Origin of the sequence: Streptomyces sp. RKAG293 (assembly GCF_023701745.1) — a bacterium.
In the GTDB taxonomy this organism is placed as follows: domain Bacteria; phylum Actinomycetota; class Actinomycetes; order Streptomycetales; family Streptomycetaceae; genus Actinacidiphila.
Genome location: NZ_JAJOZB010000001.1, coordinates 7,638,220 through 7,654,434, shown reverse-complemented (window position 1 = coordinate 7,654,434; position 16,215 = coordinate 7,638,220). Strand labels below are relative to the sequence as shown.

The window sequence follows — 16,215 nt, the reverse complement described above, 5'->3', positions numbered from 1 at the left end:
ACGCGACCGCACGGCGCTTCCCGCATCGGGGTCGTCAGTCGGGGTGCCGAACCTGGCGGAGAGCGCTTCGCCACGACGGGAAGCCGTGAACATTACTTACGCAATCCTGACGGATTCCTGCCCGTTTCCGGGCTCCGGATCACCCGCGGAATCCATTCCTCCGCCAGCGGCGCAGCTGCCGGCCGGAGTGAAGAAACCTCAGTTCAGGCAGGGTTGAGGCAAGGGTGGGGCGGCGGCACCGCAACACAGCCCGGGCGCGCGGAAACGGGCGCGTGACGGGCCGATCGTGCCCGTTCCGGCGCTTGGCGGCCCATCGGGGGCGGGTGATGCCGGCGCCGCGGTCACCGGCACTACGTACCATCTTCGACCATACGTACGGTGTGCGTGATCCACACGCACACCGGGCACCGGATGTGCCGGACCGACAGGCCGTGCACCCACACCCTCGCTGGACGTATCGATGACGCGGAGACCGACCCGGCCGACCACCGGGACGGAGCCGTCGTCACACAGGAAAGGACTGCAGGTACACACCATGCAGATGTCTCCCACAGCCCTGCCGGTGGAATCGCACGGGGACGTGCCGGCAGTGTCCTGGAGCAAGGTCTTCACCGGCCGGGTGGCCGAACTGCGGCTGCTGGGGGAGCTGATGCTCAGCGATGGGCGCGGCTGCTTCGTCGTGTGGCTGCACGGCATGGCGGGCGTCGGGAAGAGCACCCTGCTGCGCCGGTTCGCCGAGGAGGCCGAGGCGCACGGCCGGGTCACCCGCAATGTCGATCTGCGGCACACGGACCCGACGCCGGAGGCGTTCCTGGCCGCGCTGGAGGCGCAGGGCGGGCCGGCGGGCGCGCAGGTGCTGCTGATCGACTCCGCGGAGTCGCTGGGCCCGCTGGAGCGGTGGCTGCGCGACGTGTTCCTGCCCGGCCTGCCGTCGCGCCCGCTGCTCGTCGTCGGCAGCCGGCTGCCGCCGTCCGCCGAGTGGCGCACCGATCCGCAGTGGTGGCACGCGCTGCGCAGCGTGCGGCTGACCGGGATGAACGATGCGGAGGCCGCGCTGCTGCTGCGCAACCGGGACGTCGACGAGGCCGAGGTCCCGGGCATCGTGCGTGCCGCGCACGGACTGCCGCTCGCGCTGGCGCTGTTCGCCGACGCGCGGGGACAGTCCATGGGCGCCCTGGAACAGCGCTGCTTCTGGGAACTGCGCGACTCCCCCGACCTGGTGGCCGAACTCCTGCGTCTGATGCTGCGCGAAAGCCTGTCGCTGTCCCGGATCGACGCCCTCCACGTGCTGGCGCTGGCCCGGGTCACCACCGAGGAGTCGGTACGGCACGCGCTGGAGGTGCCGCCGGCCACGGCGCACGAGCTGTACACCTGGCTGTGCGGCCTGTCGTTCGTGCACAGCACCGCGGAGGGACTGGTGCCGCACGAGTTGATGCGGGAGGCGCTGCTGGCCGATCTGCGGTGGCGCGGACCGGAGAAGTACGAGTCGCTGTTCGGCCGGCTGCACGGCCAGTTGACCGAGCGGCTCGGACAACGGGTCGGCGACCGCTGGGCGTCCGGTGCGGGGCTGGCCTATCTGGGCCGGACGAACCGGGTGGCGCGGGAGGCGGTGGACTGGCGGGGCGCGGACCGGATCCGGTGGCGCGCCGCCCGCCGGGAGGACCTGGACGGGGCGGTTGCCGCGATCGGGAAGGAGCACGGTGTCGCGGCCGGCGCGCTGGCCCTGCGGTGGTGGGAGTACCAGCCGGCCGCCTTCACCGTCGCCGAGGACGGCCGCCGGCTCGTCGGCGTGCTCGTCGCACCCCTTCTGGAGCCGGGCGCCACGCGGCTGCCGGACGACCCGGTGGCGCGTGCCGCCCTCGAGCGCGCGGACGGCCGGTCGCCGCTGCGGCGTACCGAGCGGCTGCTGCTGGCCCGCTGGAGCACCGGCAGCGCGGCGGCCGTCTGTTCGGCGCTGACCACGCTGTGGGCGACCACGCCCGGCCTGGCCGTGAGCTGGACCTGTACGAGCGGGGAGCAGTCGGCGCTCGCGTCCCTGCTCGCCCTGTACGGGCAGCAGCGGACGGCGCCCGCCGACGGACCCGACGGCGAGCGGGTGCTGCCCTTCGTACAGGACTGGCGCGGCGCACCGTTCGACCGCTGGGCCGCGACGCTCCGCTTCCGGCTGCTGAGCGACGAGCCCGCGTGCGCGCTGGCGCCGACCGCCGCGCTGGTGGAATCCACCATGCCGTGGCCGGAGTTCGTCGACTCCGTCAAGCACGCCTACCGCAGTGTGCGGGACCCCCGGCTGCTCGCGGAGAGCGCGCTGCTCGGCACCCGGCTGGTGGCGCCCGGCGCGGACGCGACAGCGCTCCGCGAGGTGCTGACCGAGACGGTGGCGCAACTGCGCGCGTATCCAGGGCAGCGGCAGTTGGGCGATGTGCTGGAGATCACCTACCTGGGCGGGCCGCGCAGCCAGCAGGCCGCGGCCAGCAGGGCCGCGCTGTCCTTCAGCACCTACCGGCGCCGGCTCTCCACGGCGCTGACGAAGGCGGCGGAACTGCTGCGGGAGCGCGAGCTGTACGGGCCGGTGCCGCGGTGAGGCGGTCCGAGCACTGCTCACCTCGTGCTCATCCCGTGCTCACCCCGCTCGGGGAACGGCCGTCACGGGACCCCCGGTGGTTGACTGGCAGGCCCGGGGCAGGGCCGGACGGATGCATGTGAACGATTTCTCGCGAGTTGGGGACGGGCGTTGAGTGAGACCGAGCAGGACGACGCGAAACGGCGGCAGCGGGCGCGGTTCGTCGACGCGCTGACGAGCACCGCCCAACAGCCGGGCGAGCGCTCCCGGCTGGGCATCAGGGTCGCCGGTGCCACCGCGGTGCTGGCGCTGGTGGCGGGCGGCACGCTGGGAATGGGTGCCTGGCGCAGCTATCAGGCGGACGCCGACGCCAAGGAGCAGAAGCTGGCCTTCGAACAGGCGGCGGCGCTCAAGAAGATCCCGCAGTCCCCGTCCCGGCCGGCCACTCCAAAGCCCACGAAGCCGGCAGAGCCGGCGCAGCCCACCGGCCGTGCGGAGGCCCCGGCCCCCTATGCCGTTCCGGCCGCCCCTCCTGCGAAGCCTTCGAAGGAGGGCAAGCCCCAGGCCGAGAAGAAGGCAGCGCCCCGCCCCATGGTGCTCTCCGACCGGTCAGGGGTGCTGCTGAGCAACGCGGCCACCGGCATGTGCGCCGACCTTCCGGGCACCGGCCCCGGGCAGTACCAAATGATGCTCATCCAGAGCCACTGCGACGGCACCGGCGCGGACAATCAGCAGTGGAACATGCAGGTCCACCGCGGCGACACGGGTCCTGGCGGCGCCTCGCTCGTCCTCTTCGTCAACGCCAAGGACGGTCTGTGCATAGACGTGCCGGAGCGCGTGCCGAAGCCTGCGCGCACCGAGATCCAGGAGGCGAACTGCCATTCCACCGTGGAGGACAACGAGTTGTGGTGGCTCGACCCGGTCGGTGACGGCACCGTCAGGATCCGCAACTACATGAGCAACCAGCTGTGCCTCTCGATCTGGGGCGACAGCCCGAAGACCGCGAGTTGGGTGTGGATGGACCGGTGCGACGCGGACCGTGACAGCCTCTGGCGGCTGATCTGACCTGACCGAGCCGGCCGGCAGGCAGGCACCGGACCATGCGCGACGGCCCCGGCGGAATCCTCCGCCGGGGCCGTCGTACGTCTCAGCTGCCCGCACCGCCGGGCGGCGAGGAGAGCGAGTCCAGCGGGAACCGGGCGCCGCCGGTCCCCTCCCGGCACCGGTCGGCGGCCAGCGCCCCGGCCAGACCGGGCAGTTGCGCCCACGCGCCCTGCTGCAGACGCTGCTGGTCGACCTGCTCCTGACGCGTGTTCCGCAGCTCCTCCCCGAGCCGCCGGTGCGTCTGCTGCCACTCGTCCCGGGCAGCGGCGGCCCGGGTGACGGCGGCGGCAGCGGTCTGCTCCTCGTCGAGGGCCGCGCTCAACCGTTCCCCGGCGGCGGTCAGCCGCTCCTGGAGCTCCGCGACCGTACCGGCCGCGTGCTCGGCGGTCTCCCGCGCCGCCTCGGCCACCCCGCGCGCGATGTCCCGTTCCACCCGGGCCGTGTCCCGCGCGGACTCCGCGGCGGACACGGCCTCCGGGCCGGGACCGGCCTGCGGCGCCGCCGCCCCGTCCGCGCCGGAGACCGCCGGCCGGCTCCTCCCGGCCTCCTCACGGGCCCGGTGCAGCGCCTGTTCCGCCGCCGCGAGCCGCTCCTCGGCCCGCGTGACGGCCTCGTCCCGCCGGTCCGCCGCCCGTTGCGCCTCGGCCCGGAACCGCTCGGCCTCGGCCATCCGGTCGGCGAGGGACTGCCGGGCGGTCCGTGCCGCGGTGAGCGCCCCGGCCGCGGTGGTGTGCGCGGTGGTCGCTGCGGCCAACGCCGCTTGCGCCGTGGCCAGTTCCTCGGCGGCTTGGGATTCGCGCGGGCGCAGCTCGGCCTCGTGGCCGGCCGCGTCCGCTTCCGCGGCGGCCGCGTCGGTTGCGGTGACCACCGCCGTACGCAGCCGGTTCCAGGTGTCGGTGGTTGCCGGGGTGAGGTCGGCGAGCCGTCCGTCGGCGGTGAACGGCCAGAACCTCAGCCCCGTTCCGCCGCGCAGCACCAGTTCCACCGGACGGCCCGCCGCCTGGGCGGTCCGCGAGCCCACGTACAGGGCGCGGGACAGCCGGCGGCCGGCCGGGTCGGCACCGAGGTCGAGCCAGAGCTGGGCTCCGCTCTCCCCGCCCGACAGCTCCCCGGCCAGCACGGCGGGCAGTTCGGTGACCGGGTGTCTCGTCCAGTCCCGCAGCACGGCGTCCGGCTGCCGGGCGAGCATCGACGGAAGGTCGTAGACCCGTGAGGCGGTGCGCGGCCCGATCACCCCGTGGCCGAGCAGGTCCCGCTCGAAGAGCCGGACGACGGCGCTGCCGGTGACGTACCGGGTGCCTTCCGGTCCGGTGACCGTGACCACCGCGTCCACCATCGTCTCGTAGCTGCGGGTGTTGGCTCCCGTCGCGGAGCGGGCGGGGTTACCGGTCTTGAACCGGTCCCGCTGCGCGGCCGAGACCGAGGAACCACTGGTGCGGGTGACCGGCTGCCGGGTCAGCAGCGGGGTGGTGAAGCCGACCACGTGCCGGTTCGACCGGTTGCCGCTCTGGGTGAACTGGTAGCCGATGCCCGCCGCCGAGCCCACGGCCGAGGAGCTGCTGGAGGAGCTCGCGGGGCGCCGCAGCCGGTCCACGGCGACGTCCTCGGCGTCGGTGACCGGCCGCGGGTTGTGCAGCGTCACGTGGAGTACGGGGGTCTCCTCGGGACCGCTCCCGGTGGGCCAGGCCCCGGGCATCGTGGAGGCCGGTCCGGCCGTGGCGGACAGGTCGACGCTGATCCGCCCGGCCTGCACGAGTTCCCCGAACCGGGCCGCCGCGGCATCCGGCGGTGTGTCCGCCGACCAGTCCAGGGCGCCCGCGATACCCGGCGCCACCGTCCGCAACGCCTCGGCGAGCTGCGGCAGGCCGTTGAATCCGAGCACCGGTGTCGGACCGGTGGGCAGCAGTGCGGGCCCGGCGGTGAAGGGCCGCCCGTCGACCGGCAGCGGTCCGTGCGGCGCGGCCGCCCGGGGATCGGTGTGCGTGATGCGGGGCCGCACCGGCGGATCGTGCGGGCGCGGTGCGACGGCTTCAGCGGCGATGAACCGGAGGGCCACCGCCGCCGGGACCCGGACCTCGCGGGCGGGCCGGCCGCGCACCATCCGGGCCAGCCGCTGCGCGAGCCCGCTGCCGTCCCGTGCGGTCAGGGACACCCAGCCGTTCTCCAGGAAGCCGCCGACCAGGTCCGGCGGCCAGTCCCAGATCAGTTCGGAGCGGACGGAGCCGGTGAAGGTGTACCCGATGTCGTCGAAGTCGGCGGAGTTGCCGGTCCGCGTCCAGTGCCGGTCGTCGGCGGAGGAGTCGGTGCGCGAGGTGCGGCCGCGGGTCACGGAGGCGGACAGCACCGGGCCGGTCCGGTCGGTGCGGCCCGCACTCGCGCCCGGGCGGGCGTACCGGGAGATCGGGGTCGCCGTCACCTGGAGCGTCCGGCTGATCCCCTGGGACTCCGCGCTGTTGTCCGGCGCGTGGATGCCCACCACCTCCACGCCGGCCCCGCCGCCCGCGGGGCGCCCGAGCATCCGGCGCAGGGCCGGGGTCTGGGCTTCGGGGCGGGCGTTCAGGGTGACCTCCACCAGCCGGGTGCCGCCTGTCGTGGCGTACCGGAACCACAGCCGGACCGTGCCCCGCGCGGGCAGCGCGCGCACCGCGGCCGGTGCGGTCAGGTCGGCGATGCGCGTGGCCACCCCCGGCAGGTACGCGGCGTTTCCCGGACGGGTCACGCCGGGCGCTTCCCGCTCCACCAGCGCCAGCAGCTCGCGGTGCAGCCGGTCGCGGCTCTCGTTGCGCCGCACCGGGTCGTCGAGCTGGGTGACGGACAGCACGCTGCCGGCTCCGAGCTCGCGGGTGCGGGCGAAGTGGTCCGGCAGCGGCACCGTGGGAGCCGGCAGCACCGGCCGGGGCAGGCCGGGCACGTTCGCGAACCAGCGCGCGAAACGACCCAGTTGGCTGGTGGCCAGGGTGAACTGCACGGCACGGGGCAGGTCGATGGCGACCGTGATGCCGTCCCGGCTGCCCAGACCCACGAAGTTGCCGAAGAAGTTCCGGGTGCCGTGCCGCAGCGTCACCAGCAGGGTGGCGTCGGCGGTGATCAGATGCTGGTCGCCGGACTCCACCGGCACCCGCACGACCGAGGTGCCCGCGGAGCGCTCGCTCACGGCCTCGGTACGGCTGGTGCCCGCGACCCGCAGGCCCGGGTTGGCCTGCGAGGCCCGCGGCGGCGGGCCGCCGACGGGAGGGGTGGGCACCGCCTGGAGCGCGGTGAGTCCTCCCCCGAACTGATGGGACGTGGCGACGGAGCGCTGCTGGGCGGACGCGTCGCTCGCGGTCAGGTCGGTCTTGCCCTGGCTGCGGAAGGAGCCGCCGTGCGTGGCGTGGTGCAGGTAGCCGGTGATCTCCAGGGACAGTTCCTGGTCGGCGCCGAGTCCGGGCAGGACCAGGCCCTCGATGAGATAGGAGCCGTTGAAGATCTGCTGCGCTCGGGCGAGCAGGTTGGCGACCCGCACGTGCTGGTTCAGGACCTCGCCGGCGAAGGCGCCCTGGTTCCCGGCGGCGGGGCCGGCCAGGTACTCGCCCAGCCAGGTGCCGGGTGCCGTCACCAGGTCGGGCATCCGGCCGCTGAACGTGTGGAGTCGGCGGCCCAACGCCCCGGCGGGCGGGTGGCCGGGGTAGGTCCCGGTGACGAGCTGCCGGAACGCCTCCCGCAGGGCGGCGCTGCCGCGGAAGGTGTCCACGAGCGCGTCGTCGGGGAGCCGGATCAGCCCCGGCTGCGGCTGTCCTGCGGCGTCCGTGAGGCCGGACCGCACGGTGTCGTCCTGCGGTCCGCCGTCGGTGCGGGGCGTGCGGATGACGTCCAGGGTGGGCGGCGGCACGATCCGGCCCTGCGCCGGGAGCGTGCGGTGGTGCGGCACGGCCAGCGTGACGTGTCCGGCGACGGTCAGCTGCCTCGCCGGGGCGGCCGGGAGGCCCAGCGGCCCGGTCGGCGCGGGCCGGGCCTCGCCGGGCGCGGGGGCCGAAGCCGGGTCGGAAGCCGGATCGGCGAAGCGCACCAGCGGGTCCTCGGCGGCGCCCTCGTAGAGGTTCAGCGCGAACCGGGCCGGGACGGCGAAGAGTTCGGTGCTGCCGCTGACCGTGCTGGTGAGCTGGTCCGTCACCGCGGATCCGGCGGTCGCGGAACTCGAGCGCTGCGCGCCCCGGACGTACTCGCCGGTGGAGTCCAGCGCCCAACCGCCGTCCGCCAGCGCCCAGCGGGGACCACCCCCGCCACCCACCGTGCCGCCGACCTGGGTGCCGCTCTGCCGGGTGCCGCGTGCCTCGTGGGAGCTGAATCCCGTGATCCGGACGTCCGGCAGATGCCGGGTGTGCACGGCGGGCGGTGTGCCCACCTCACCGGGGCGTGGGGTCCGGTCCCGGGCGGCGGTGAAGCGCAGTTGGACGCGGCGGCTGCCGCTCAGGTGGCCGGGCAGCTCGAACCAGACGGGCCGGCCGCCCTCGACGGCGTCCGGCAGCGCGGCGGCCTGGCCCAGCCTGGAGCGCAGTTGCTCGAACCGCCGCAGGTTGGCCAGCTGGGACTGCACCCGCGGCTCGTTCACCGTGTAGCCGTGCTCCCGCGGCGGCAGGAATCCCTCCTGGCGCAGCCATTCCTCCGCCCTCCGGAACATCTGCTCCGTGCCGTTGACGGCAAGGGGCACGGCGGAGAAGCCGATGCTTTCGAGGTGTTCCAGGTGGCCGGGGAGCCCGCGCAGCTCGTTCGCCCCGGGAGCCCGGCCGTTGGCGACACCGCGCGGCAGCAGCCGCAGCTGGACGCCCTCCCGCCACGGACCGTAGGAGCGGGTGATCTCGCCGCCGCCCGGGCGGACGAGCGTGATCCGGTACGTGACGTCCCCCGGGATCAGCAGATGGTTGCTGTCCGAGTAGAGGCCGTGCATCAGCGATGCCTTGTTGCTGGTGTTCAGCGAGTCGTTGGACTGCCAGGAGACACCGGCCTTCGCGTAGACGCCACCGCCCGTGCGGGTGGCGGCGGACGGGTGGCCGGGCGCGTGGTCGGACGTGAACGACGGCCCGCCGCTGCCGTCGAGCCCGATGCCGTTGGTGAGCCGCGCCGAGCGGTCCACGCCGGAGGAGTAGGTGAGCCAGGACTCCAGCCGGAACTGGCCGTCCGGGGTCTGCGCGCTCGCGTCCCCCGGCCGCACGGTGGCGGCGAGCCGGAGCACGCCGAGCGCGTTGCCGCTGTCGTCCAGCAGCACGGGCGAGTACACGCCGCGGTCCCGCTGCATCGGGAGGGAGGCGCGCAGCATCCTCTCGGCGAGGAACTCCTCCAGCTCGCGCCGGGAGTCCGCGCCCAGGTTGTGCAGGGCGGCGAAGGCGGCGTCGTCGAGCACCTGGTCCAGCAGTCTGCCCGGTTCGCCGACGGCGTCCACGCCCCACAGGGGGAGGTCGTCCAGCCCGGCGGGCTCCGGCAGCGGGCCGCCGGCGCCGCCGTGGTCGAAGGCCCGGTGCTCGGAGAACCAGACGGTCAGCGGCCCGTGGCCCCGCTCGGCGCCCCAGGTGTCCCCCGGCGCGTTCCGGTCGGTGTCCACCCGTACCTGCCACCGGCCGGTGAAGTCGACGGCGTGCGCGGGGTCGTTGGCGCGCTCCATGGTCGTGGTCGTGACGCCCTCACTGACCGTCGTGGACTGCGTGAGTTGATGGTGCGTCAGGTTGAGGGTGAGCGCCCCGTCGAACCAGCGCAGTGGCCCGGCGGGTCCGTTGTAGATCCCGGTCCACGGGACCGGGACCGTCCGCAGCGTGCCGGAGCTCTCGCCCGCGGAGGAGGCCTGTCCGCCGTCGCCCTGCCGCTCCGACTTCGTCGTACGCGGTACCTCGCCCAGGGTTCCCTGGCGCGTGGCATGCCGCGGGTCGGTCAGGCGCAGCCGGACGTCGACGGTGTGCTCCGTGCCGTCCACGGTGACCGTGACGCGATGCCCGCGCGAGCTCCGCACATAAGCCAGATGCATGGCGATCTCCGGGGAGCTGAGCTGCTCGGCGAGCTGCCCTCGCACCGCTGCCTCGGCGGCACCGGGCGCCACGCCCAGGGCGGTCAGCACCTGCTGGTGGAGCGCGGCGAGTACGTCCTCGGGAACGGGCTCGTGGGGCACCAGCCCGACGAGGCCGTCGTGCCGGGCGCCGTAGTCGCGGACGTAGGGCGACAGGGCGCGGGGCGCGGCGGCGGCGCTCTCTGGGGCCACGGGGGCTCTTCCGGACCCGGACCCGGAGCCCGACCCGGACCCGGAGCCCGACCCGCCACCGCTGCCGCCGCCGCTGCTGCCGACGGCTGTGGCGTCGCGGGAGCTGCCTTCGCCGGGATCGTGGGCGGCGGGGACGAGGGCGTTCTCGGGGGCGGGCGCGGCGGTTGTCGTGATGGTGGGGGCCGGCGAGGTCTCCGGTACGGGAGGCGGGTTCTCCGTCGCGGCGGCGGCCGGAGTGGGCGTCACCGGCCGGGGGTCGGGGCCGAAGAAGACCGCGGGCCGCGCCGGGTTGGAGGCTGCGGCCTGCCTGGCCACGGGGGTGGCCGGGGGCGACCCGACGGCGCTCCGGGCCGTTCCCGGGGTCGCGGCCGATGGCGCGGCGGAGGACGTACCGCCCCGGGTGGCCCCGGAGGTCTCGTCCGCGCTCTCCTGGCGGGGGCGCCGGGCCTGCTCGGCCGCGGCTACGGGTTCGGTCGCCACCCAGCGGGCGGTGTAGGGCCCGGGCCGCTCCTGCTGGAGGAGGACGACAGGGCGTCCGTCGGCGGGTCCGACCGTCCAGGGGGCACCGGACGGCGACAGTACGGTGATCCGCAGCCGCAGCCCGGGCGCCCCGACCGCGAGGGTCAGCCAGTCCGAGGAGGCGGGTCCGCTCCCGGTCCGCACCCCGCGGACGATCTCGTCCGCGCTGACCCCGGCAGCCGTTCCGGGCAGCAGCGGTGCGCCGTCCGGCCCGTTCGGCACCGTCCCCGGCGACAGCAGCCCGCGCGCGGCGGGCTCCCTGCCCAGGTCGGCCGCGAGCGCGTCGGCGAGTTGGGCGCGCAGCTCCGCCGGAGCGGCGGGCCGGCTCTGCCCGACGACCTGCCCGCTCTCCTTCGGCGCTACGGCGATCAGCGCGTTCGCCAGCGCGTCTCCGTCGGCGGGAATGTACACCGGGAGGAGTCCGTGCTCGGCGAGTTGGGCCTCCACACCTGCCGGTTGGTGCTCCGAGACGGCGGGTGTCTCCGTCGTGGGGGGCACGTGAGTGACGGGCGCCTGGGTGGCCGGCTCTTCCAGCATGGTCGTGGTCGTCGGGGGCGCCGGGCGCGCTGTTGCGGACGACGTGCCTGCGGCGGCGGGGGCCGGTTGTGCCACCGGGCCGCCGACCGGAGGGAGTCCGCGTTGCCGGCGGGCGTCGTTGTAGAGCTCGAGGGACAGCTCAGCCAGAGTGTTGTGCTCCTCCTCGATGGTGTCCTCGGTCGACCGGGCCGACGCGTAGGGCCGGGTCTCCACCCGGACGACCGACGGCACGATACGCGGATTCCCGCTCCCCTCCTCCGGGTTGCCGTCCAGCACACGGAAGTGAGTGCGGATCCTGAGCGCCTGATACTGACTGATGACCTGAGCAGGGGCCGCGAGGAGCAGGTTGTCGAGGTAGTGCTGGATCGTCGCCTCCTTGTGGAAGCGCAGCGGCCGGTTCAGCAGACCTTCGGTCGTCCCCATGTCGCCGCGGAGGGTTCCCTCGAACTCGCCCGCGAGCCAACCGGCGTCGCTCTCCAGGAACGCGCGCGGCACCTCACCCAGCCCGGCCCGGACCGCCTGCAGGGACTCCCTGGAGGCGGCCGCCGTGAAGTCCTTCGCCCGGGGACGCCCCGGTTCGGTGTCCCGAACCGCCGCTGCGACCTGTGTGTACGCAAGGACAAGGGCACCCACGGCCTCATCGGCGTCCCACGCATCCACCTGACCCGCCAGATCGGGGCGCGCGGCCAGCCACTGCTGGAAGCGGGGAGCGACAGAACGCCCGAAGCGCAGCGCCCCCTGCAGATCCTGGTGGGCGATCTGCACCGGCTCCGACTCACGCCGCATGCGAGCGCCGACGTGCTCGAGGAACCGGATCACCCCGCTCAGCGGAGTGGTCGCGGTGTGGTGCACGAGGATCGTCTCCCCGGCGTTGGCCCGATCACCCCGCACCGGCAGATCCTCCGCATCCACCGCGACCTGGAAGCCCTCCGACGCCGGGAAGATCCGCGCCAGGGTGGCACCCGAAGGTGCCGACGCGAGCAGCACCCGCACCCTGCGGAAGGCGGCCAACACCTCCGACCGCTCGGCCCGACCGTCGAAGTGCCCCCGCACCAGCCCACGCGCCGGCCTGGACACCACCTCCAGAACAGCCATGGCGCCCACCCGGTCCAAGGTGATGGCCAACCGCCCGGGAAGCACCACGACATCGCCGTAGGACAACAGGTCCTCCCCCGCGGGCACCCCCACCCGGAACCGATGCAGCTCCGCCTCGAAACCACTCGCGGGCGCGAAACCCTCCACCTCCACCTCGACCGAAGCGGTCGCGCCGGCAACGGCAACGGACGCGGACGCCGGCTGCACGGCCGGCACTGCGGCACCCCGCGCCGAGGCGGCTTCCCGTGCCGCGCCCTGCGCGGAGCTCTCACCGTGCGCGGCGGGCCGACGGGACGCGTCGAGCCGGCCCTGGACCGCGGCCTGCAGCTGCGCGACCGCCGGCCAGCGGCTGCTCGCCGGAGACTTGCCCGCCTGCCACGTCTGGACAGCGGCGAGCACCCGGTTCAGGGCCGGGGCGCCGGGGTCGTGCTGCAGTTGCCGTACCGCCTTGTCGATGGCCCGCAGGGGGCCGGACCGGATCTGGTTGGGTACCGCCGACATCTGCTCCCAGTCCCGGATCGGGTCCCCGGTCCCGGTCCCCGGCGCCGGACGGACCTCTTCCGGGGCGAGGGGCGCGGAGGACCCCTGGTCCGGGACGGAGCTCTCCTGCGTGTCCGTGACCGGCGGCATCGGGGCATGGGGCTGAGGCCGCAGTTCCTGCTCGGCCCGGTCCCACAGCGCCCGGAAGCCGGCCCAAGTCTCGTTCTCGGCCTGCACCGCGGTGACGGGGTTCGCCCGGGCCCTGTTCTCCTGCGGCGGACCGTAGAGCCGCTCCAGCAGGGGCAGCAGGCCGGGCTCGTACGTCCGCACCCAGTCCGCGCCGTTGTTACGGAGTGCCCCGGTGTACGGGTCGGTGCCGGTGTTCGTGCCCAGGTAGGCGTTGCTGAGCTGGGCGAAGTACTCGTGCTCGTCGCGGGAGGAGTAGTTGGCACCGGCGCGGACGCCGGAGGGGTCGCGCAGCGGACCGTCCGGCCAGTGCGCGGCCGTGCCCTGGTCCACCGTGGCCCGGTAGGCGCCCGCGATGATCGCACGGTCCGCCGCGCTCAGACCACGCTCGTGGATCGCGTGCGCGAACTCGTGGGTGGTGGTGGAGTAGCCGTCCGGGTAGACACCGTCGCCGGGCACCCCGGTGGTCTCCCCCAGCAGGTTCTCCTCGGTGGCCGCGACCTGGCCGTTGTGGAGGATGCCGCGCAGGGATTCGAGGGGCCGTCCCTCGATGCGGGTGCCGCGCAGTGCGGCGAACGGGCCGAGCGCGGTCATCGGGACGTCCCGGGGGACGACGATGATCCGGGTGCCCCCGGTCAGCAGGCGCGCGGCCACCTCGGGGTCGGCGAGCATGCCGGCGATCCGGTCCTGCGCCTCCTGCCGGGCGGAGACCGGCTGTTCGACCCCCTCGGGCACCCGTACCAGGAGCTGGGCGGCCGTGCCGGCGAAGGCGGCGGGCGGCAGGTGGTCCCGCAGGCCGGTGACCAGTCCTTCGTCGGCGGCCAGCACGTCCAGCTGGGCCGCTGGGAGCAGCGTCAGTTCCCGGGACCGTTCCTCGGCCGTCATCCCGGGCAGCCGGGTGGCGAGGTCGGAGAGGGGAGCCGGGAGCGCGCGGGCGGATGTCTCCGTCGTGGGCGACACGTGGGTGGCGGGCTGTTCCAGCACGGTCGTGGTCGTCGGGGGCGCCGGGCGCGCTGTTGCGGACGACGTGCCTGCGGCGGCGGGGGCCGGTTGTGCCACCGGGCCGCCGACCGGAGGGAGTCCGTGTTGCCGGCGGGCGTCGTTGTAGAGCTCGAGGGACAGCTCCGCCAGAGTGTTGTGCTCCTCCTCGATGGTGTCCTCGGTCGACTGGGCCGACGCGTAGGGCCGGGTCTCCACCCGGACGACCGACGGCACGATACGCGGATTCCCGCTCCCCTCCTCCGGGTTGCCGTCCAGCACACCGAAGTGGGAACGGATCCTCAGCGCCTGATACTGGTCGACGAGCCGCTCCGGAACCGCGCGAAGCAGGTTGTCGAGGTAGTTCCCGATCGTCGCCTCGTTGTAGAAATGCAGCGGCCGGTTCAGCAACCCCTCGGTCGTTCCTATGTCGGCGCGAAGAGTGCGCTCGAACTCGCCCGCGAGCCAACCGGCGTCGCTCTCCAGGAACACCCTCGGCACCACGCCCAGCCCGGCCCGGACCGCCTGCAAGGACTCCCGGGAAGCGCCCGCCGTGAAGTCCTTCGCCCGGGGACGCCCCGGTTCGGTGTCGCGTACCGCCGCTGCGACCTGCGTGTACCCGAGGACCAGTGCGCCGGCCACCTCATCGGCGTCCCACACATTCACCTGACCCGCCAGATCCGGGCGGCCGGCCAGCCACTGCTGGAACCGTGGAAGGACGGCCTGGCCGAACCGCACCGCGCCCTGCAGATCCTGGTGCGCGATCTGCACCGGCTCCGACTCACGCCGCATGCGAGCGCCGACATGCTGCAGGAACCGGATCACCCCGCTCAGCGGAGTCGTCGCGGTGTGATGGACCAGAATCGTCTCCCCAGCGTTGGCCCTACCACCCCGCACCGGCAGATCCTCCGCATCCACCGCGACCTGGAAACCCTCCGACGCCGAGAAGATCCGCGCCAGCGTCGCACCCGGCACCGCTGCGTCCAGCAGCACCCGCACCCTGCGGAACGCGGCCAACACCTCCGACCGCTCGGCCCGACCGTCGGAATGTCCCCGAACGAGTCCACGCGCCGGATCGGACACCACCTCCAGGACGGCCATGTCTCCCACCCGGTCCAAGGTGATCTTCAGCAGCCCGGGAAGCACCACGACATCGCCGTAGGACAACAGGTCCTCCCCCGCCGGCACCCCCACCCGGAACCGATGCAGCTCCGCCTCGAAACCACTCGCGGGCGCAAAACCCTCCACCTCGACGGGACGCGGCCCCGCAGGGACCACCGCCGGTGCAGGGCCTGCGTGCCCCTGCGCGGACGACCCGGCCTGCGCGGAGGATCCGGCCGGTGCGGAGGATCCGGCCGGTGCGCTGGGACCGGCCTGCGCGCCGGGGCGCGGCGGGTTCACCGCATCCAGCCGACCGCGCACTGCGGCCTCGAGCTGCCCGACCGCCGCCCAACGACTGCTCGCCGGCGACTTCTCGTTCTGCCACGTCCGGACAGCGGCGAGCACCTGCTCCAGGTCACGCCGGCCGGCGGCCGGGCCCAACCGCCGCACCGCTTCGTCGATGCCGCGCAGCGCGCCGGAGCGCCGCTGCCCGGAAACGGCCGAGATCTGCTCCCAGTCCCGGACCGGGTCCACGCTCGCCCGACCGGACGGCGGTGCCAGGTGGGTGCCCTGCGGGACCTGCACCGATGCCTGCTCGACGGGGGGCGGGACGAGGGGTTGCGGACCCTGAACGAGAGAGCCCAGCAAGGCCGTTGCGGGCAGGTGTCCACCCCGCAGGTGCTCGGCCGCGACCAGCTCGATGACCTCCTCCACCCGTGGCACCACACCCAGCGGGTTGTCGCCCGGCGCCACGTGACCGATCCGGTCCAGCACCGCGTCCGCGGCCCATTGGAGGGAGGTTTCCCGCCGCTCCTCAGGCACTGAGGGGTCGTCGAGCCGCGCCCGCGCCGTGTCGATGTCGAACCGCGCCGCGCCCGGATGGCGGGAGGCGGACGTGCCCGCCGCCGGTGTCTCACCGGTGGTGGACGTCCCGCTGGTGCCGGAACTGCCCGCGGACGAGGTGCCGTCCGTCGCCGGTGCCGACGGCTCCACCGGTCCGGACGAGGTACTCCCCGAGGTACTCCCCGAGGTGGCCGTGGCCCTCGAACCGGACGCCACCGTAGTGGGGTTGGCGGGCCGCACACCTGCCACGGTGGGCGCCCCACCGGTTCCTGCGGTCGGTGCGGTGGGTGCCGTGGCTGCGGTCGGTGCGATGGGGGCGCTAGATGCGACGGGAGCGGCCGGAGCGGACGTGGCCGGCGCGGAGGCCGCCGGAGGCACCGGGGCGACCGGAGACACGGGAGTGACCGGGGCGACCGGGGCGACCGGGGCGACCGGGGCGACCGGGGCGACCGGGGCGACCGGCGGAACCGTGCCCTCGCTGCTGTCCGGGCCGCTCCCGGTGTTGGCGGCGGGAGGGGTCGCCGAGGACTGCGCTCCGCGCTGCGTGGTACCACCGGATTCGGTCGGTGCAGACGATCCCAACGGCGCG

General features: G+C 74.5%; 3 protein-coding genes. 2 read left to right on the top strand and 1 reads right to left on the bottom strand.

Annotated elements, in window-relative coordinates:
- The first annotated feature begins 541 nt into the window (after positions 1-541).
- Entirely contained in the window at positions 542-2,581 is a 2,040-nt protein-coding gene (locus LNW72_RS33915; protein WP_250978866.1) for an ATP-binding protein, read from the top strand.
- A 150-nt stretch (positions 2,582-2,731) separates the two neighbouring features.
- The gene (locus LNW72_RS33910) at positions 2,732-3,625 is read left to right on the top strand and encodes an RICIN domain-containing protein (protein ID WP_250978865.1); all 894 of its coding nucleotides are present in this window, start codon (positions 2,732-2,734) and stop codon (positions 3,623-3,625) included.
- A gap of 82 nt (positions 3,626-3,707) precedes the next feature.
- Here LNW72_RS33910 and LNW72_RS33905 read toward each other — a convergent pair whose 3' ends face one another.
- Complete coding sequence (locus LNW72_RS33905) at positions 3,708-16,208, bottom strand: hypothetical protein (RefSeq protein ID WP_250978864.1); 12,501 nt, start codon at positions 16,206-16,208, stop codon at positions 3,708-3,710.
- Positions 16,209-16,215: the final 7 nt, after the last annotated feature.